The sequence below is a fragment of the Bacillus sp. GW821-FHT01G09 genome (assembly GCF_059422205.1).
The window spans coordinates 545,607-563,433 of record NZ_JBWKWL010000001.1 but is presented as its reverse complement, the minus strand read 5'-3'; the positions used below and the strand labels follow the sequence as shown (position 1 = coordinate 563,433).

The following is a 17,827-nucleotide window of genomic DNA, read 5'->3' as shown; positions in this document are numbered from 1 at the left end:
TCTGTGTCTGTTTTGGGGAACATGCCCCCTCATATTTATAATTTTTGCTTAAATGCCTCAATGAGTTTTGTTCCTGTATAGCCCTCTTTTACAAGGGACTCGAGAATGGTTTCAGTGCCCTGCTGTTTTCTTGTGACCATTTGTCCATAGAGTAAAACCTGGATGCTTTCTTCCAGCTTGACGATATTTTTCACTGCTGCTGTCAGCTGGGCGGGGCGATTGCTTTTTTTCGTGATCGTTACAAATACTTTGGCTTCAGATTGGCTGTTTTGAAGCTGTTCAAAAAAAGACAGATGTTCTTTTTGTACAAGCGCCTCAATCAGCCAGTGATTTTCACCGTCTTCTTTATTTATAATCAGTCCGTCAATAAGGGGAAACTGTTCGATTGATTGTTCTTCCTTGTCCACTCGTTCCACATTCAGGTCAACCAGTTTAAAGGTTTTCATTTCTTCTCACCCCGATTACTTCCAAAGTTTTCTTGTCTTCCATTATAACATAAACGTTTTCGAGGAAAAAATCCTGCAATGCTGGGGCTAAAGAATTTTGTATGAGCGAAACATTTAATAATTTCTATTTTTTCATTATACTGTAACTGACTATGGATTACGGAGAGATGTGGTATGAATCAATTTCGTTTAAAAGAAATTTATATTGACGGCGCTCCTTCTGAAAGCCATTTGATTCAAAAGGAAGTAACATATATGTTAAGCCGTAAAGAAGTGTTTGAGGTTCATCTGAACAAAAAAGGAAGAATAAGTTTTTTATACGAAACACAAGATGGCATGGAGCAGTATAAAATCAAGCTGTCAATGCCGGAAAAAAAATTGAGCTTTCAGTGGTTTGCGTGGGATGGCTCTTCCTATGTGCGCATGAATACGCAAAACTGGCTGACAAAGCAAATCTTTTTCCGTTTTTTAAAAAGTACATATTTCTTCAAAGGAAAAAAGCAAAAGATGTTTTTAGCTGAAGGAAAAATGAAAACGAAAGATAAAAACAGAGGCTGAAAGCCATTTTTAAGCGTTTTTCTTTTCTTGTTGCATCATTTACAATACATACAACCGCAAGGAGAGGAGGAATCGCATGTTCAATCAGGTCATGCTTGTCGGACGTCTTACAAAAGATCCTGATCTTCGCTACACTTCCGCCGGTGCGGCAGTTGCACATGTTACGCTCGCGGTGAACCGCAGCTTCAAGAATGCTTCAGGTGAAATCGAAGCTGATTACGTCAATTGCACACTTTGGAGAAAAACAGCTGAAAACACGGCGTTGTATTGCCAAAAAGGTTCTCTCGTCGGCGTAAGCGGACGGATTCAGACAAGAAGCTATGAAAACGCGGAAGGCGTTAACGTGTATGTAACAGAAGTGTTGGCTGACACTGTTCGTTTTATGGACCCTAAACCCCGGGAAAAAGCTGCTGATTGACACCCCTTACTCCTCCCGTTATCTATCCATTCACCATTATCCGAATCTTCGCATCATCCCCTCAAAATTGACCAGTCGACCAGACTGGTTCTTTCTTTTTGTTCACTTAGGAAAAATTGGTTCTCTCGACGCATTTTTACTTAAAATCACTTATTAATGTTGAATAGAATTAAATAAAAACTTATAATTACTTATAAATGATTGCTGAGAAAAGGAATGAGGGCGTGTACCAAGAAGAAAGATTAGTAGCGATTTTGGATTTTTTAAAACAGCATAACCGAATTACAACGGAGCAGATCTGTACGCTCCTGCAGGTGTCAAGGGATACAGCGCGACGAGATCTTGTGAAACTTGAGGAACAGAATGCCATCATCCGCACAAGAGGCGGCGCCATTTTGCCGACTGTGCATCAGAAAATTCAAAGCTATTCCGGCCGCCTGAAAACAGTGTCTGAGGAAAAAAATAAGATCGGCAGGCTTGCAGCATCGCTTATTCATGATGGTGACCGGGTGATTTTAGACGCCTCTACAACTGTTCAGGCATGTGCAAAGCATTTGAATGCGGTTGATTGTACGGTAATCACCAATTCGATTAATCTTGCGGATGTGCTGTCTGATAAAGAGGGAATTGAAATTTATCTGCTGGGAGGCAAGCTGGAAAAGGAGCACCGCTTTCTGTACGGGTCCTCTGTGATTGAAAAGCTTTCAAGCTACCATGTTGATAAAGCGCTGATTGGTGTGGTCGGCATTTCCGAACATGGCATTACAATTGCGCATGAAGAGGATGGCATGGTGAAGCGGAAAATGATACAGCAGGCAAAGCAGGTAATCGCGCTTGCAGACCATTCTAAGCTGGGCAGCACCAGTTTTTATCAGTATGCGGAGCTGAATGAAATCGACCTCTTGATTACAGACAGGCTGCCGAATCAGGCATTTTGTGACTTGCTTGACCGAAACAGCGTTGAGCTTCTCGTGACAGAGCAGGATGAAGGAAAGGACTGACAAACGTGAAATTAATTGCGATTGACTTAGATGGAACCTTACTCAACAGCAAGCATCAGGTAAGCTTGGAAAATGAAAACGCACTGCGGCAGGCGCAGCGGGACGGCATTGAAGTGGTGGTGTCAACTGGGCGCGCTCATTTTGACGTCATGTCAATCTTTGAACCGCTGGGGATCAAAACATGGGTCATCAGTGCAAACGGCGCCGTCATTCACGATCCCGACGGCAGGCTTTATCATCACGAAACGATTGATAAGAAACGGGCGTATGACATTCTCTCATGGCTTGAGTCGGAAAACTATTATTATGAGGTATTCACAGGTTCAGCGATTTATACGCCGCAAAACGGCAGAGAACTTCTTGATGTTGAGCTGGACAGATTCAGAAGCGCAAATCCGGAAGCGGATCTTTCTGTCCTTAAGCAGGCGGCCGAGGTGCAATACAGCCAATCGGGCTTTGCTTACATTAACTCCTTTCAAGAGCTGTTTGAAGCCGATCAGCCAATCGATTTTTACAATATTCTCGGCTTTTCTTTCTTCAAAGAAAAGCTTGAGGCAGGCTGGAAAAGATATGAGCCTGCCGAAGATTTGACGCTTGTCAGTTCGGCTGAGCACAACTTTGAGCTTTCTTCCCGCAAAGCTTCCAAGGGGCAGGCGCTGAAGAGGCTTGCAAAACAGCTGAATATTCCGCTCGAGGAAACCGCTGCTGTAGGTGACAGTTTAAATGACAAATCGATGCTGGAGGCTGCGGGAAAAGGTGTAGCGATGGGCAATGCCCGGGAAGACATCAAATCGATAGCCGATGCTGTCACCTTAACCAATGACGAACATGGTGTCGCACATATGATGAAACATTTGCTGTAGGTATATGTGCTGCTCCAAAAGCGCATCCTGTTGATAACCGGCGTAACGGATTTTTTGGAAATTCGGCGTGACGGCTATGAACGGAAAAAAGCTGGCTCTCTAGAGCCAGCTTTTTTAGTCATGATTATTGCGCTGTAGCGCTTAATGTAAACAGTTCTTCGAGCTCCTGTGTGGAAAGCTCGGTAATCCAGTTTTCACTTTGGATAATTTGATCGTTCAGGGTTTGCTTGGATTCAAGCATGACATCAATTTTTTCTTCGATTGTTCCCGTCGTAATCATTTTATGAACGTGGACAAAGCGCTCTTGGCCTATGCGGTATGCACGGTCAGTCGCTTGATTTTCAACCGCCGGGTTCCACCATCTGTCATAATGGATGACGTGATTGGCGGCAGTCAAATTAAGTCCGGTGCCCCCAGCTTTGAGTGAGAGAATCAGTGTCGGATATTCTTTCCTTTGAAATTTCTCAACGAGTGTATCCCGCTCTTGCTTAGAGAGACTCCCGTTTAAAAATTGCACAGGTTCCCCGAACGTTTTTTCAAGCAGCCGCTTCATCATGTTCCCCATCTGAATGTATTGCGTGAAAATGAGGCAGCTTTCGTTTTGGGCGCGGATCGCTGTCATCAGTTCCAGCAATTTTTCGAGCTTGACTGATCTGCCGGCCAGCAGCTCGGTTTGCTCTTCCTTTAAATAAAGCGCGGGATGATCGCATATTTGCTTGAGCCGTCCAAGCATGCTGAGGATCAGCGCTTTTCGCTGCATGCCGGTCAGGGATGTCATATGGTCAAAAGTGTCTTTGACGAGCTGCTCATAAAGGGATGCCTGCTCGGCTGACAGCGGGATAAATTCTTTTTCTTCCAGCTTCTCAGGAAGATTAAGCGCGACCTCTTCATCCCGTTTCGTCCGGCGGAGAAGGAATGGCCGGATTAATTGCTGAAGCTGTCCGATTCTCTTTTCGTCACGGTCTTTTTCGATCGGCAGCACATAGCGTTTATGGAAGCCGGTCAAACTGCCGAGGTAGCCTTTATTCATGAAGTCAAAAATGGACCACAGCTCAGTCAGGCGATTTTCCATCGGCGTGCCGCTCAGCGCGATATGGTGAAGCCCCTTCAGCTTCCTGATTGCGCGTGATTGCTTCGTATGCGCGTTTTTAATATTTTGCGCTTCATCGAGGCAGATCGTGTTCCATGTCACAGAAGAAAGCTCTTCAGTATCGGCATGTGACAGACCGTATGAAGTGAGCACCACGTCTGCGTTTTCATAATGCGCGGCGAAATCATCACCCTTTGGCCGGCGCGGCCCATAATGGAGCGCGACAGACAGATCAGGGGCAAAGGTTTGAAGCTCCCGCTGCCAGTTGCCAAGTACGGATGTCGGCGCAATAATCAAATGAGGCGTTTTTTGCCGGCCGCTTTCCTTCACGTGAAGGAAATAGGCGATCATTTGAATCGTTTTCCCAAGCCCCATATCGTCAGCCAGACAGGCGCCAAAACCGCTTTCCCGCAGAAACAGCAGCCAGTTCATGCCGTATTTCTGATAAGGGCGGAGCGTTCCTTTGAAAGAAGGACTGACTTCGTGCTCCGTCAGGTTTTCCGCGGCAGTGAGCTTTCGAATCAGTGACCTGAGCTGTTTAGACAGATCAAACTGAATGCCGGCAAAAGCAGATGTATCAATCAGGTCCGAATCCTCAAGTCCGCCATCCTGCTGATCCATTAGCTCGCGCGCCAGAATATCAGACATGTGGAGTCCCTCTGATTCTGCTTTTTCCATCAGGCGTTTCATCTGTTTGATAAACTGCGGATCGATTTTAACCCATTGCCCGCGGATATTAACAAGGCGCCTGTTGCTGGCGACAAGCTCATTAAATTCAGCCTCAGTCAGTTCAATTCCATTTGTCGCAAACCGCCAGTTGAAATCAAGCAGTGCATTCATGCCGACAAATGACTCGCCGCGCGGGGAGGAAGACACCTTTGCTTTCAGCATCATGTTGCTGTCTCTGACAATCTGCCACCAAGACGGCAGGAGGATTTCTACCCCCATATCGACAAGCGTCTCACTTGCTTCTGACAGGAAGATCCAGGCTTCTTCCTCCGAGATCAGCGTTGTCCCGGAATCAAACGACAGCCACGGAACCGTTCTGTGAAAGCGGTCCTGCTCACGCGCGATTTTATCGCTGTACGCCTGCCACGATTTTTTGAGGCTCTTCAGTCCGTCAAAGAATTCTACAGCACCGCTCTTTTTATCGCGTAAAAACATCTCGATCTTCCATTCGTCTCCGTCAAAGTCCGGTTCATTTAAGCGCAAGCCGACAGTAAATGGAGATTGATCGTCAATCCAGCCAATGCCTTCCAGAAAATCCTCTTCATCAAGAAAATGGCCGCGGAATGTCGTAACCGCAGGCGATTTCTCCTTGATATGTTCCCATTTCTCCCGCAGGTCATCGTCGTATTGGATGTAATCCTGTACGGCAGCGGAAAACCATTCCGCAGTAAAGCCTTCCAGTATATTATCGCGGTCCTTCCAGCGAAAAACACCGTTTGTCCATGCGTCATAGTCAGGCAGAAAATCGCCGTCCGCGATAAATTCATAGATGGTCGATGCCGCCTCGATCAGCGGCTCTGTTTCTTCTGTAAGCTGCACGGAGCTGAATGAGTTGAACGAGTTTTTGCCGAGAAGCTCTACAGTCATCCATGGAGATAGCAGGACAGCAGTCGTCCCGATGAAGCTGACATCCTCTAGAAAGGTTCCGTAAAATGAGGATTCATGCCATTGGAACAAATGCTTTTTCATATGGCTGTAGGGAAGAGGCTGCTCATTTTCATCAAAGGCTGAGAGCGTAAATGACCCATCTTCCATTTGTTCGACGTGGATGAGAATTTCTTTAAGACTCGCCATCAATCAACTTTCCTTTCTGCAGTTCTTCTTGAAGCGCACGCAGGCGCTTGTAATGCGAGCTCAGCAGCTGAATATACCGCTCCCACACCTTCTGCTTTTTCGCTTTTTTGTACAGGGTGCGCAATTTTTTCAAATACCGGGCGGCTTCCTTGTACGAGCTGCGGTTCTTCTGATCAATGAAAAAAGCCACTTCTCTATGGTAAGCCGGTATAAGCGCCTCAGGGTCGCTCGCTGCAATTTCCTTGAGCATCATTTTATCCATTTCATTGATGGAAAAGCCGACAAGGCTATGAATTTCAATCCACTCGGCATAGCGTTTTTTTTCATATAAATGATGGCTGTATTCTGTGAACGTATACGGCAGACAGCCCGCGGCAAAGCGCTCAAACAGCGCTTGATCATTGGTTTGCTTCACATAGGCATTCAACAGAAGGAACAGCTCGCCGATCACATCGCGAATCTCTTTAAACGGCTTATCCAGCTTCGTATAACCTATCGCAATTGGTTCAATTTGCTGGTACCATGTTTTAAGCCGTTTCCAGTCCTTCTTGGCAGTCATTTCACTCAGCCATTGGAACGTATAAGGGAGCGCTTCCGGCGGGAATTGATCCGCTTCCGCAAAAATAACGTCATCATTCTTTTGCAGGAATTCCAAATGCAGGCGCCCGAATTGCAATTCGGGAGAAAAACGCCGTCCTGCTTCTTTTTTCAACATCTCCTGTTCGCGTGTCACCCATTTTGGACGCGAAAGCAGCGCACTCCAAATTTCACCGAAGACGCGGATGCGTTCATATTGGAAAATTTCTTCTTTCAACAGCAAATGTCGGATAACATCCGGTGTTTTATCCAAAAACGGATCAAGCGCAAAAGACAGCGCGTATGTTTTTAATTTATCAATAGAGCTGTAGATTGTATCCATCAGCTGTTCAACGTACGGATTGAGGGAATAAAAATCTTGTTCGGGGTTCAGCTTGCCTGCTTCAATCAATGTGAACATGCGAAGCCAAACCGCAATCGCGGAATGAATCTGATACAGGCTTTTCAGCTCCGGCTTGTTCGGCGCATGTTTTTTTAATGCGGACAGGTAGCCGTAATAGAGGCCCTGCATGTTTTGGCTGCCTTCTGGCGTACGTGCCTGCCAGAGAGAAAACTCTGAATCAAAAAAAGCAAGCCAGCTTGAAAGCGATTCTTCATTAGGCAGCACCTTTTCCTGAAACTGGCGGCGGACGAGCTCTTTGCTTTCCTCAAGCTTTTCCCTCTCCAGCCAATACTCTGTAAAAGTACCCACTCGCTCGAACATTGCATATACATATAAAAACACAGCCAGCATATGGCGGCAGATTCTTCCGGACGGACATGAACAGCCGCTTTTGACTATGACAAACAAGTTCAATGTGACCCGCACAGGCACAACATCCTGCACGTAAGCCGTAACTTCCGTCGGACTCACTGCTTGTAAACGATAGACTGAATCCTGCCGATATAAAATAAGGGCTTTTTTGATCAGCTGAACATTTTCCTCATTGTAAGGAAGAAGTTCTTTTAACTGTTCAGCAGATGCCAGCACATCGTCTTTGGAAATCATATTCTGAAGCATGATTATCGCTCCTAACCGAGTCACGTAATAAAAAGATCCAATTTCTCTATTATATCGCAACACATCGGCCTTAAAAAGTTTTTCCTAAAAAAGGACATAAAAAATGGGATGTGTCGAATGATGTATTAGAGATTGCAAATTGATAACCAGCATCATATAATAATCGTGTTTTCAACTTAATGGAAGCTGAAAGGAAAAAAAAGATGAGTGAAAAGAAATTGAATCAAGAAGAATTTCTGAAAATTTTGATGCATGCACATGAAATTGGTGAGCAGTCATCTGAGATGACGACGAAGGAAATGCTTGAAAATTTGATTTCTCATATTAAAAATGGATATGCAACATAAAAATCCCGCACGCCTTTAGCGGGATTTTTTTATGCGAGATTACGTGACTGCACGAATAAGAGAAAATGAGACAGCACTGTCAACACAGTAAATATAACGCTTACATAAAAAAGATTAGCATATCGTTTTGTAAAAAAATGTCGAATTATGTCACGTGAAAAGCTGGAGAAATGCGGTTTCAACGTTGTATAATCGTAAATGGAAAAGGATGTTATAAGAGATTTGGAGGTATCATGGGAGAATCTACTAGCTTAAAAGAGATATTATCAACGTTAACAAAACGCATACTTTTGATTATGATTGTAACCGCAGCTGCCACTGCTGCCGGCGGACTCATTAGTTTCTTCGCACTTACACCCATCTATGAAAATTCAACTCAGATTCTGGTCAACCAATCGAAAAATGAACGAAAAGAAGTTCAATTTAACGATGTCCAAACCAATCTTCAGTTAATCAATACGTACAATGTCATCATTAAAAGCCCTGCCATCTTAGATGAAGTCATTAAAGAAATGGGCCTGTCGATGACATCCCAAGAACTGAATGACAAAATTACCGTATCCAGCGAACAGGACTCCCAAGTGGTCAACATATCAGTCAGGGATGAAAACGCGGAAACAGCGGCTCATATTGCCAATACTATAGCATCTGTTTTTCAAGACAAAATCACATCCATTATGAATGTTGACAATGTCAGCATTCTGTCAAAAGCCGAGGTTTCAGAACATCCGTCCCCTGTATCGCCAAAGCCGCTACTAAACATTGCCATCGCGTTTGCGGCCGGATTGGCGGGAAGCATCGGACTGGCCTTCCTGCTTGAGCATTTGGATAATACGATCAAATCGGAAGAGCAGCTCGAATCCTTGCTGGACATACCTGTTTTAGGGACAGTTTCCACCATTGCGAATGAGCAGAAAACAGCAAAGACCTTACAGGGTTTCCAATCTGAAAAAACGGGGAGTGGACATTTTGGCGCTTAGAAAAAACAGAGGCTCGCGGATGCGGAGAAATGTCATTGCAATGACAGAGCCGAAATCCTTGAACTCTGAACAATATCGGACGATTCGCACGAATATAGAATTTGCTTCAGTGGACCGGCAAATGAAATCAGTCATGATTACATCGGCTTGTCCGGGGGAAGGAAAATCAACAACGGCCGCCAACCTGGCTGTCGTATTCGCCCAACAGGGAAAAAAAGTGCTCCTGATTGATGCTGATTTGCGAAAACCAACAGTACATACGGCTTTTTTTCTTGAAAATACGGTTGGCTTAACATCTGTTTTATTAAAGAAAAGCTCTATGGAGCAGGCTGTACAAGCATCGAATGAAAAACATCTTGACGTGCTGACGAGCGGCCCGATCCCGCCAAACCCGGCCGAGCTTCTCTCCTCGAAGTGGATGAAGGAGCTTGCAGACGAAGCGTGTGCGGCATATGATATGGTCATTTTTGATACGCCGCCTATTCTTGCCGTAGCAGATGCACAGATTTTAGGCAACGTGGCAGACGGTTCTGTTCTGGTTATTTCAAGCGGGAAAACAGAAAAAGAACAAGCCGCAAAAGCGAAAGAGGCGCTTGAAACGTGCAAAAGCAAGCTCCTTGGGGCGATTATGAACGGCAAAAAGCTTTCGAAGCACTCTGAATACGGATATTACGGAAACAAGGACAATTTCATGCAAAAATAAATAACGTGCATCGTGCCCGTTATTTATTTTTGCGAAAAAAGGGGGCTAGGACATGATCGATATTCACTGTCACATTCTTCCCGCAATGGATGACGGGGCAGGTGATTCGGCCGACAGCATAGAAATGGCAAGAGCAGCTGTTCGTCAGGGAATCCGGACGATCATTGCGACACCTCATCATAACAACGGTGTGTATAAAAACGAGCCAGCCGCAGTCAGAGAAGCAGCAGATCAGTTAAACAAACGTTTAATCAAAGAAGACATTCCTTTACATGTGCTTCCGGGACAGGAAATCAGAATCTACGGCGAGGTGGAACAAGACCTTGCCAAACGTCAGCTGCTTTCGCTGAATGATACAAAATACATCTTGATTGAGTTTCCGTTTGATCACGTTCCCAGATATGCGGAGCAGCTTTTTTATGATTTGCAGCTGAAAGGATATATTCCGGTTATCGCCCATCCTGAACGCAACAGGGAAATTCGCGAAAACCCGTCCTTGCTGTATCATCTTGTAGAAAAAGGAGCAGCATCTCAGATTACTTCAGGAAGTCTTGCGGGGACCTTCGGCAAGCAGCTGAAAGCATTTTCTCTCCGGCTGGTTGAAGCCAATTTGATCCATTTCGTAGCCTCAGATGCCCATAATGTGAAAACGAGAAATTTTCACACTCAAGAGGCCCTTTATGTTCTAGAGAAAGAATTCGGCTCGGAACTTCCTTATATGCTGACGGAAAATGCAGAGCTTCTCCTGCGAAATCAGACCATCTTCAGACAGCCTCCGCAACCGGTCAAAAGAAGAAAATTGTTTGGTCTTTTTTAACAGCCGATTCTCATTTCACCACTTTCTTTTTGAGAGCGATATAATAGTGTATTGTATGGTTGAATCACATTTCAGAAATCTGTACAGGCTGTACCCGACAGGCTATGCGGGAGATCATTCGCATTCATGATAGGATGTTCTCATACGATATTACGGAAGCTGCAAAGCAGCAATTTAACTGTTGGAGGGAAACAATGAATATAACAGTCATCGGAACAGGCTATGTCGGTCTTGTGACAGGTGTTTCTCTTTCTGAGATTGGACATCATGTAACCTGCATTGATATTGACGCTCACAAGATTGATGAAATGAGAAAGGGCATTTCCCCCATATTTGAACCAGGTCTTGAAGAGCTGATGAGAAAAAATACAGCTGATGGACGGCTGAACTTTGAAACGAGCTATGAGAAAGGCTTGGCACAGGCAGACATCATTTTTATAGCGGTCGGCACACCGCAGAAAAGCGACGGGCACGCCAATCTGGAGCAAATTACAGATGCGGCCAAACGCATCGCAAAGCATGTCAAACGAGATACAGTCGTGGTAACGAAAAGCACAGTGCCCGTTGGGACAAACGATTTGATTAATGGACTGATCACTGAACATCTAGCGGAGCCTGTCAGTATTTCGGTTGCATCCAATCCGGAATTTTTGCGTGAGGGGTCGGCGATCTATGATACCTTTCATGGTGACAGGATCGTGATCGGGACGGCCGATGAGAAAACAGCAAATACGCTGGAGAAGCTCTTCCGTCCGTTTCAAATCCCGATTTACCAAACGGATATCAGAAGCGCCGAGATGATCAAATATGCCTCAAATGCTTTTCTGGCCACTAAGATCAGTTTTATAAACGAAATTTCGAATATATGTGAAAAGGTCGGCGCCGATATTGAAGCAGTCGCGTACGGGATGGGACAGGATAAGCGGATCGGGAGCCAGTTTTTAAAAGCGGGCATAGGCTACGGCGGCTCTTGTTTCCCAAAAGACACAAACGCCCTCGTGCAAATTGCCGGCAATGTCGAGCATGATTTTGAACTGCTGAAATCGGTTATCAAAGTCAACAACAATCAGCAGGCGATGCTGGTTGATAAAGCGCTGAACAGGCTCGGCGGGGTGACGGGAAAAACGATTGCCCTTTTAGGCCTGTCATTTAAACCGAATACGGACGATATGAGAGAAGCGCCGTCAATTGTTATTGCAGACCGTCTCGCTGCGCTCGACGCCCGTATCAGAGCCTACGATCCCATTGCAGTTGGTCATGCAAAGCATGTTCTCCCGCAAGCTGTTGAATATAAAGAGACGATCGAGGAAGCTGTCAAAGGTTCTGACGCCGTCATGATTTTAACCGACTGGGCTGACATTAAACAATTTCCGTTAGCGGCTTATCAGGATTTGATGGAATCGCCGCTCATATTTGACGGCAGAAACTGCTACACATTGGATGAAGCTGCGGCTTCAGGAGTGGAGTATTATTCTGTCGGTCGGAAGGCGGTTGTTCCGTCAGGTGCAATTCAATAGATGAAAAAGAAAGGCTGGTTGCGCACCAGTCTTTTTTTCATCTATTGCGGGGTGCTGAATACATTTGCTACTATTTAACTATTGTTTGGAAAATTATACAGAAGTAGGGCTTCTTTAAACAATCGTTTGAAAAACATTAGAAGAAACGAAGAAAACCAGAAAATAAAACCTTGGAGATGCCGGAAAAGGAGAGAATCTGATGAATCATCTGCCCGAAAAAATGAGACCGTACCGCGACTTGCTGGAGAAATCAGCGAAAGAATACGTGAAACTGAATGTGAGAAAAGGGAAAACAGGACGATATGACAGCAAAATTGCCGGTGATCCCTATTTCCCCAAGCATGAAACATACCCGACTGATGAAAATGGACAGCCGATGAAGCTTCTGGCACAGATTAATTTCTCACACATTCCCCAGCTTGACGGCTACCCTTCTTCAGGTATCCTGCAGTTCTACATTTCTGTTCATGATGACGTCTATGGATTGAATTTTGACGATCGATGTGAACAAAAGAATTTCAGAGTGATCTATTTTGAAAATATCATAGAAAACGAAGACGAGCTTGTTTCTGATTTTTCATTTATTGGCACAGGCGAATGTGATTTTCCGATTTTATCAGAAGCGGCAGTCGAGCCTGTGAAATCTTCGGAATGGGTGCTGCCTACAGATTTTCAATTTGAGCAGTATACGGGCATGGAAACAATGGAGTTCTTTGGTCAGTTCGGCGAGGATGAAGAAGACATTTATAATGAACTGGCTGAAAACGGATTTGGCCATAAAATCGGCGGATACGCTTCTTTTACCCAGCATGATCCGCGGGAATACGCATATAAAGAACACACCATCATGCTTTTACAAATTGATTCAGACGATGATATCGATTCAATGTGGGGAGACGTCGGCATCGCCAATTTTTTCATCACACCTGACGATCTAAGGAAAAAAGACTTTTCAAACGTTCTGTACAACTGGGACTGCAGCTAATACAAGCTTTTGATCTAAAGGGTCAGAAGCGGGGAATAATAGAAGCCAAAGACAAAATCAGACGTGATCGACCTGATGAACAATAAGCTCAGCACGGTAAGAGGCAGGCCAACAAAATCTGCATCTTTCAAGTGCCTTTATAACTATGACATTAGGTATTTCTATTTGATAAAACGCTTTTATTAGCTGTATAACGAACAAAAACAAGATCAAATACCTACATTTCAAGAGCGTTATATGCCTAAATTAAGCCATTTACCCTATTTAAGCCGCCTTCTGGCTATTTTAAAATATAATATATGGAAATAAAGTATGGAAAAGTCTATCTTCATCAGCCCCTCCATACGACTTTTTGAGTATTAAGAGGTGATTCAGATGGGTTATGAAAGTATGCTAGCGGATATCAAAAGTTCGCTCAACGGAAAAATTTCCGACGTGGAAGACAAGATCGAAAAGCTGAAAAAAGCAAAAAAGGACATAGACACACTGCAAGAAGAGGCAATCACTGAAATCAAAGAAATTGTGAAACCGGAATTGGGCAAGCATTGGACGGGAACAAAAGCCGATGATTTCGACAAGGGAAGAGAAGAGGCGAAATCGGAAGCATCTAAGATTGTGAATGATAAATATAACGAGTATATGGCTTCGATTCAGATGGAGATTATTCAGTTGGAATCTATGAAATTTTTCTATGACAAAGAATTAAAGCTAGCGAATTTTGCTGGTCATACTCTTGCTAAGGGTGAAGAATTCTTGGAGGATGCTGTTAATCAAATTAAATCTATTAAATTGTGGTGATCTTTTTTATGTCAGAAATTAAATTGAAATACGATGCTGTAATCAAAACATTAGAGTCTGTCAAAGATGCGCTTGCTGACGTATCAATCGGCGCCGCGGGGTCCAATGGAAAAAACAAACTCGATTATACGAAAAAATATCATGAGCGTGAGGAGAACATCAAAACCATGCTCGGAGATTACAAAAAAGCGGTACAGAAAAATATCGAGGACACAAAGGATAACGTAGATTCACTCAAAGAGCAGGACGAGGCGATAGCGGTAAAATAGAACAGAAAGGGCAGTGCGATGAGTAAAGTATTTGAATCAAAATCTTTAATCGAAGAAGCGAAGAGCAGAAAAAAGCAATATGAGACGCTTGAAGAGCAGCTGAATACGCTGAAAAAAGCGTTTCAGGGAGTTGCAGATTTAGGCGATAATTTTAAAGGAAAAGGCGCGGACAATATTAAAGATTTCTTTCAGGGACAGGCGGAAATCGTCGAAAGCTGGCTGACGCTTGTCTCTGCTCAAATTGCATTTTTAAACGGCATTTCAGGCGATATTAAAGATCAAGAACTGAATGATTCATATGTGGAAACTTCATTTTTGGATCATGAGCTGCCCAATGGAGACCTGAAAGCCTCAGAGATAGTCTCCGCTCATAAAGAAGAAATCGATTCTATTTTGTCAGGCATCAGCGATATTATTGATCTCGACATGTACACGCTTGACGAGTATGCAGATAAGATGGGCGATGCCCAAAAAGTCAGACGTGACACGATCACAGCTGTCGATAAGCTTGATGAATCCCTGACCACTGAATATCAAAATTTAGAATCTCTGGACAACGCAGTGCTCACCAAATATTCTGTTCTCATGCAGGCCACCAGCAATGGGAAGAGCGCATCCCCTATGTACTATGACAAAAAAGCCTTCCACAGCAATGAAGTCTACAAAAGCGTGATTGAAGTAGAAAATCAAGGAACAACCTATATTGATGCAAAAGCCCAGCAAGCAGAAGCAAGACGTCTCCAGGAAAAAGCCGAGGAAGAAGCAAACAAACCATGGTACGAAAAAACATGGGATGGAGTTTGCAACTTTACTGGAGAAGTCACTGGCTATTATGATTATAAAAGAGCAACTGAAGGCGTTGACCCGGTTACCGGAGAAAAACTCTCCACCGCAGAACGTGTGACAGCAGGAGCTATGGCCGCTGCCGGATTCATCCCAGTCGTCGGCTGGGCAGGCCGCGCCTTCAAAGGCGGAAAAGCCATCTACAAAACCGGAAAAGCAGCTATCGCGGCTGAACACGCTTTAGATGCCTACAAAACAGGCAAATCCTTAGACATTCTCAAAATGACAGAAATGGGCGCATACGGCCTTGTTGCGTCAAACGGATTCTCAGAAGCCGTCACGGGACGGGATATGTTTGGAAACAAAGTGTCTGAGGAGAAGCGGAAGCAAGGGGCGCTCGAAGCGGCATTGAGCTTGGTTGGAGCCGGTGCATTGGCGAAACATATTGATAAAGGCATACCGCTTGCAAAATCGCCACAAGTAGCAAAAGTTGAAAAAGGGAAAAAGATTCTAGATCAAGTAAAAGAATTCAAAGTGCCGACGAATGTAAAAATTCGTGTCCACAAGACTGTCACACCGGATGGGACAACTTTCCCAATTGTTCACGCTGATGTGAAAAAGACTGCTGTGAAAGATCTTGGGATTGTGAAGATGGTGAGTAGTGGTAAAGGCACTAAGGGTCCGATGATAGAGCAGAAGAGGAAAATACCGGGACGACCGGGTCATACAACAAAAAGTGATTCAACTGAACTTGGGAAAAACTTGTTAGAATCTATGGGATTACCGCGGTCATCAAAATGGACTGGATACCAAGCCCAACATATTATTCCTGGAGAACTATATAACCATCCTATAATTAAAAAAATTGGAATGGAAACAAATCATGCATCGAACGGTATTTTCTTACCAATCCCTGCAGAGGCAATAAGTACTTTGTCTAGACATAGAGGTTATCATAGTGTTTATAATAATGTTGTAAAAAAACAGTTAAATAAAATGGACATTAATGAAAGTGTTGAAATTTTAGAACAACAAGTCTATGAATTACAGCAAAAACTAAAATTAGGGGTAGAAAAAGGAATACCTCTTTATAAATCGAAAATCAAAAATGTAGAAAAATTTTATAAAAGGGGTCAAAACAAAAAGCTCCCTATTTGGCAAAGAGGTGGGGGGGCTACAGAGGAATTATGGGAAAGGTGGTTAAATAAATGAGTAGTTACGGTAAATATAGTGATTTAGTGGAAGAGGTAATTGACTTTATTAAACACGGAGAATTATTTAAGAATAATAATCGGAATTTGTCTGATATTACACTTATAGAAGATTTTGAGATAGCGCAACAATTAGCATGGTCTCAAGATACTGATGAAGTTGAAGTAGTTTGGCAAGATGTAAAATCAAATGAAAGCGGACAGTTGTTGGGTATAATTTTAAATGATGAGCACTTAAAAACATTAGATGAAGAATTGTCGAATATTTTCAATTCTGATGATAACTATTCTGAAGATTTCATTCCTATGGATTTTTGGGATATTGCTGAAGAAGTAGAGTCAGATCTGTATAAATGTGCAATCAATCGTCTAGTAAACGGTAATAAAGACAATCTTTTTGAGAAAATGTTTCAAGTGTATAAATCAGGCGGATGGCCTTGTGGATGGAAAGGTATATATCCTGAAGGTCAATTAGTCGCTTTTATACCCCCTAAAGATGAATAATTAGTGTATTAAATTGGGGTGCACCCAGGAGATTGAACCGGAATTTATAGCATTGAACCTTATAAAAAATAAAGTTTAGGAAATTAATAGTTACTGACAGAGGTTCTCATGGTAAGAAAACATATTAAATTAGATGTTCCAAAAGCTAATATACATCCCTTAAGAATAACACAAGGTTGGAAAGTAAATTATAATCATTTTGTTGAAATAGATCCAAGAACTTTAGAACCGAATGATGATTCCTGGTTTATGTTCACAGACAGTTTGTTGCAGCTTTATCATGAACAATCCTCAATAATGCTTGATTTAGGCTGGGTTCCTGACATTTCTCCTGAAGGTAATTATCTGGTTTTACTAGTCAAAGATAATGATTGGGAAGATCCTATTAAAGAATTTTCATCAGATGACTATAAAAAAGTGATTTTATATATTGAATATCATTTAAAACAAGTAACAACTACTTGGTGGAATGAAGTTTAATGATTCTTGATTAATGGATGGAATGGTTACTATTTATGGAACACGGAATCAGGTTTATTAATGAATACCCTGAAATTGGTGAGTTGCTTCATCGTCTATTTGTGAATAGGGAATTAGACGAATGGTACAAGAACAAATGCGCAGAGAAAATAAAAGTACCTGATGAATTTAATCAAATAAAAGGTTTGAAAAAAATTGAAGTTAGAGATTTAAACAATCCTTCAGGAGAAATCAATATCCACTTGCAAGATCTTTCTGGGGAAAATGGATTTCATTTAGAACAGCAAATCAATATGAAAGTATCTAAATTGGTTCCTGTTTATGTATTAGATTATAGTTATTCCCTAAGACACGATTTAATCGATGGCGTTTATGATATTGTAGGCACCGCTGAATCTTTAGAATTCATTCAGGGAACGAACTATATTAATAAAATAATGCAAGAGAAAGGGTTTATTGAACTCAGTTATTTATATGATTACTACGATACTGTGTATGAGTGGAGTGAATTGCCGCATATACAGCCTTTCAACAGGAGATTAACATTAGGAGATGCCTTGTTTACTGATGTATTAGAATTGCTATAGTTAAAAACTTGCCGTGTTGTCATCGGCATGTTTTTTTATAGAGAGTATAACAATATGGAGTGCAAGGAGA

Annotated in this window: 19 protein-coding genes and 1 pseudogene; 17 read left to right on the top strand and 3 right to left on the bottom strand. The window is 43.0% G+C overall.

The window, feature by feature from the left end; all coding sequences use genetic code 11:
* Positions 1 to 35: 35 nt before the first annotated feature.
* Positions 36 to 446: a YwpF-like family protein gene (locus AC07VD_RS02770; RefSeq protein ID WP_003227794.1), complete on the bottom strand. Its 411-nt coding sequence runs from the start codon at positions 444 to 446 to the stop codon at positions 36 to 38.
* A gap of 174 nt (positions 447 to 620) precedes the next feature.
* Between AC07VD_RS02770 and ywpG the strand changes: the two genes are divergently transcribed.
* The 4 genes from ywpG to ywpJ all read left to right on the top strand — a co-directional run bounded on the left by ywpG (position 621) and on the right by ywpJ (position 3,286).
* Positions 621 to 1,004 carry a DynA interaction protein YwpG gene (gene ywpG, locus AC07VD_RS02765; protein WP_014478204.1) on the top strand — a complete coding sequence of 128 codons (384 nt, stop codon included), beginning with the start codon at positions 621 to 623 and terminating at the stop codon, positions 1,002 to 1,004.
* 76 nt (positions 1,005 to 1,080) lie between these two features.
* Positions 1,081 to 1,422, top strand: coding sequence for a single-stranded DNA-binding protein SsbB (gene ssbB, locus AC07VD_RS02760; RefSeq protein WP_014478203.1), 342 nt, complete (start codon positions 1,081 to 1,083; stop codon positions 1,420 to 1,422).
* A 224-nt stretch (positions 1,423 to 1,646) separates the two neighbouring features.
* On the top strand, positions 1,647 to 2,423 hold the full coding sequence (glcR, locus tag AC07VD_RS02755) for a transcriptional regulator GlcR (protein ID WP_124059301.1): 777 nt from the start codon (positions 1,647 to 1,649) through the stop codon (positions 2,421 to 2,423).
* Positions 2,424 to 2,428: 5 nt separating this feature from the next.
* Entirely contained in the window at positions 2,429 to 3,286 is an 858-nt protein-coding gene (gene ywpJ / locus AC07VD_RS02750) for a phosphatase YwpJ (protein ID WP_124059299.1), read from the top strand.
* A 124-nt stretch (positions 3,287 to 3,410) separates the two neighbouring features.
* Here ywpJ and AC07VD_RS02745 read toward each other — a convergent pair whose 3' ends face one another.
* The gene (locus AC07VD_RS02745; protein ID WP_124059297.1) at positions 3,411 to 6,179 is read right to left on the bottom strand and encodes a DEAD/DEAH box helicase; all 2,769 of its coding nucleotides are present in this window, start codon (positions 6,177 to 6,179) and stop codon (positions 3,411 to 3,413) included.
* Positions 6,166 to 7,776: an SWIM zinc finger family protein gene (locus tag AC07VD_RS02740; protein ID WP_124059295.1), complete on the bottom strand. Its 1,611-nt coding sequence runs from the start codon at positions 7,774 to 7,776 to the stop codon at positions 6,166 to 6,168. The genes AC07VD_RS02745 and AC07VD_RS02740 overlap by 14 nt, the downstream gene beginning before the upstream one ends.
* A gap of 203 nt (positions 7,777 to 7,979) precedes the next feature.
* On the opposite strand from AC07VD_RS02740, the gene AC07VD_RS02735 reads away from it, so the two are divergent.
* The 13 genes and pseudogenes from AC07VD_RS02735 to AC07VD_RS02675 all read left to right on the top strand — a co-directional run bounded on the left by AC07VD_RS02735 (position 7,980) and on the right by AC07VD_RS02675 (position 17,757).
* Entirely contained in the window at positions 7,980 to 8,123 is a 144-nt protein-coding gene (locus AC07VD_RS02735) for a YwzD family small protein (protein ID WP_003242876.1), read from the top strand.
* A gap of 233 nt (positions 8,124 to 8,356) precedes the next feature.
* Positions 8,357 to 9,103: a protein-tyrosine kinase activator TkmA gene (gene tkmA, locus AC07VD_RS02730; RefSeq protein ID WP_003227811.1), complete on the top strand. Its 747-nt coding sequence runs from the start codon at positions 8,357 to 8,359 to the stop codon at positions 9,101 to 9,103.
* The gene (gene ptkA / locus AC07VD_RS02725; protein WP_086344405.1) at positions 9,093 to 9,806 is read left to right on the top strand and encodes a tyrosine-protein kinase PtkA; all 714 of its coding nucleotides are present in this window, start codon (positions 9,093 to 9,095) and stop codon (positions 9,804 to 9,806) included. The genes tkmA and ptkA overlap by 11 nt, the downstream gene beginning before the upstream one ends.
* A gap of 52 nt (positions 9,807 to 9,858) precedes the next feature.
* Positions 9,859 to 10,623 carry a tyrosine-protein phosphatase gene (locus tag AC07VD_RS02720; protein WP_129092759.1) on the top strand — a complete coding sequence of 255 codons (765 nt, stop codon included), beginning with the start codon at positions 9,859 to 9,861 and terminating at the stop codon, positions 10,621 to 10,623.
* A gap of 194 nt (positions 10,624 to 10,817) precedes the next feature.
* Entirely contained in the window at positions 10,818 to 12,140 is a 1,323-nt protein-coding gene (uglF, locus tag AC07VD_RS02715) for a UDP-glucose 6-dehydrogenase UglF (RefSeq protein ID WP_217017185.1), read from the top strand.
* A 199-nt stretch (positions 12,141 to 12,339) separates the two neighbouring features.
* A complete protein-coding gene (locus AC07VD_RS02710; RefSeq protein ID WP_015714838.1) occupies positions 12,340 to 13,125 on the top strand; it encodes a YwqG family protein in 786 nt (261 codons plus the stop codon).
* 75 nt (positions 13,126 to 13,200) lie between these two features.
* Positions 13,201 to 13,281: pseudogene (locus tag AC07VD_RS02705) on the top strand (hypothetical protein); the annotation flags it as partial.
* A 219-nt stretch (positions 13,282 to 13,500) separates the two neighbouring features.
* Complete coding sequence (locus tag AC07VD_RS02700) at positions 13,501 to 13,923, top strand: YwqH-like family protein (protein ID WP_024572844.1); 423 nt, start codon at positions 13,501 to 13,503, stop codon at positions 13,921 to 13,923.
* An 8-nt stretch (positions 13,924 to 13,931) separates the two neighbouring features.
* Positions 13,932 to 14,192 (top strand): YwqI/YxiC family protein, encoded by a 261-nt coding sequence (locus tag AC07VD_RS02695; RefSeq protein ID WP_024572843.1) that lies wholly within the window; start codon positions 13,932 to 13,934, stop codon positions 14,190 to 14,192.
* Positions 14,193 to 14,210: 18 nt separating this feature from the next.
* The gene (locus AC07VD_RS02690) at positions 14,211 to 16,187 is read left to right on the top strand and encodes a T7SS effector LXG polymorphic toxin (RefSeq protein ID WP_124059292.1); all 1,977 of its coding nucleotides are present in this window, start codon (positions 14,211 to 14,213) and stop codon (positions 16,185 to 16,187) included.
* Entirely contained in the window at positions 16,184 to 16,690 is a 507-nt protein-coding gene (locus AC07VD_RS02685; RefSeq protein ID WP_124059290.1) for a cytoplasmic protein, read from the top strand. The genes AC07VD_RS02690 and AC07VD_RS02685 overlap by 4 nt, the downstream gene beginning before the upstream one ends.
* Positions 16,691 to 16,798: 108 nt before the next feature.
* Entirely contained in the window at positions 16,799 to 17,170 is a 372-nt protein-coding gene (locus AC07VD_RS02680) for a hypothetical protein (protein WP_124059288.1), read from the top strand.
* Between the two features lie 35 nt (positions 17,171 to 17,205).
* On the top strand, positions 17,206 to 17,757 hold the full coding sequence (locus AC07VD_RS02675; RefSeq protein WP_124059286.1) for a hypothetical protein: 552 nt from the start codon (positions 17,206 to 17,208) through the stop codon (positions 17,755 to 17,757).
* Positions 17,758 to 17,827 lie beyond the last annotated feature (70 nt).

Excerpts from the sequence above, each read along its gene's own strand:
- AC07VD_RS02770 (WP_003227794.1), bottom strand. The coding sequence starts at position 446 with ATGAAAACCTTTAAACTGGTTGACCTGAATGTGGAACGAGTGGACAAG.
- ywpG (WP_014478204.1), top strand. The coding sequence starts at position 621 with ATGAATCAATTTCGTTTAAAAGAAATTTATATTGACGGCGCTCCTTCT.
- ssbB (WP_014478203.1), top strand. The coding sequence starts at position 1,081 with ATGTTCAATCAGGTCATGCTTGTCGGACGTCTTACAAAAGATCCTGAT.
- AC07VD_RS02745 (WP_124059297.1), bottom strand. The coding sequence starts at position 6,179 with ATGGCGAGTCTTAAAGAAATTCTCATCCACGTCGAACAAATGGAAGAT.
- AC07VD_RS02740 (WP_124059295.1), bottom strand. The coding sequence starts at position 7,776 with ATGCTTCAGAATATGATTTCCAAAGACGATGTGCTGGCATCTGCTGAA.
- AC07VD_RS02735 (WP_003242876.1), top strand. The coding sequence starts at position 7,980 with ATGAGTGAAAAGAAATTGAATCAAGAAGAATTTCTGAAAATTTTGATG.
- tkmA (WP_003227811.1), top strand. The coding sequence starts at position 8,357 with ATGGGAGAATCTACTAGCTTAAAAGAGATATTATCAACGTTAACAAAA.
- AC07VD_RS02720 (WP_129092759.1), top strand. The coding sequence starts at position 9,859 with ATGATCGATATTCACTGTCACATTCTTCCCGCAATGGATGACGGGGCA.
- uglF (WP_217017185.1), top strand. The coding sequence starts at position 10,818 with ATGAATATAACAGTCATCGGAACAGGCTATGTCGGTCTTGTGACAGGT.
- AC07VD_RS02710 (WP_015714838.1), top strand. The coding sequence starts at position 12,340 with ATGAATCATCTGCCCGAAAAAATGAGACCGTACCGCGACTTGCTGGAG.
- AC07VD_RS02700 (WP_024572844.1), top strand. The coding sequence starts at position 13,501 with ATGGGTTATGAAAGTATGCTAGCGGATATCAAAAGTTCGCTCAACGGA.
- AC07VD_RS02695 (WP_024572843.1), top strand. The coding sequence starts at position 13,932 with ATGTCAGAAATTAAATTGAAATACGATGCTGTAATCAAAACATTAGAG.
- AC07VD_RS02690 (WP_124059292.1), top strand. The coding sequence starts at position 14,211 with ATGAGTAAAGTATTTGAATCAAAATCTTTAATCGAAGAAGCGAAGAGC.
- AC07VD_RS02685 (WP_124059290.1), top strand. The coding sequence starts at position 16,184 with ATGAGTAGTTACGGTAAATATAGTGATTTAGTGGAAGAGGTAATTGAC.
- AC07VD_RS02680 (WP_124059288.1), top strand. The coding sequence starts at position 16,799 with ATGGTAAGAAAACATATTAAATTAGATGTTCCAAAAGCTAATATACAT.
- AC07VD_RS02675 (WP_124059286.1), top strand. The coding sequence starts at position 17,206 with ATGGAACACGGAATCAGGTTTATTAATGAATACCCTGAAATTGGTGAG.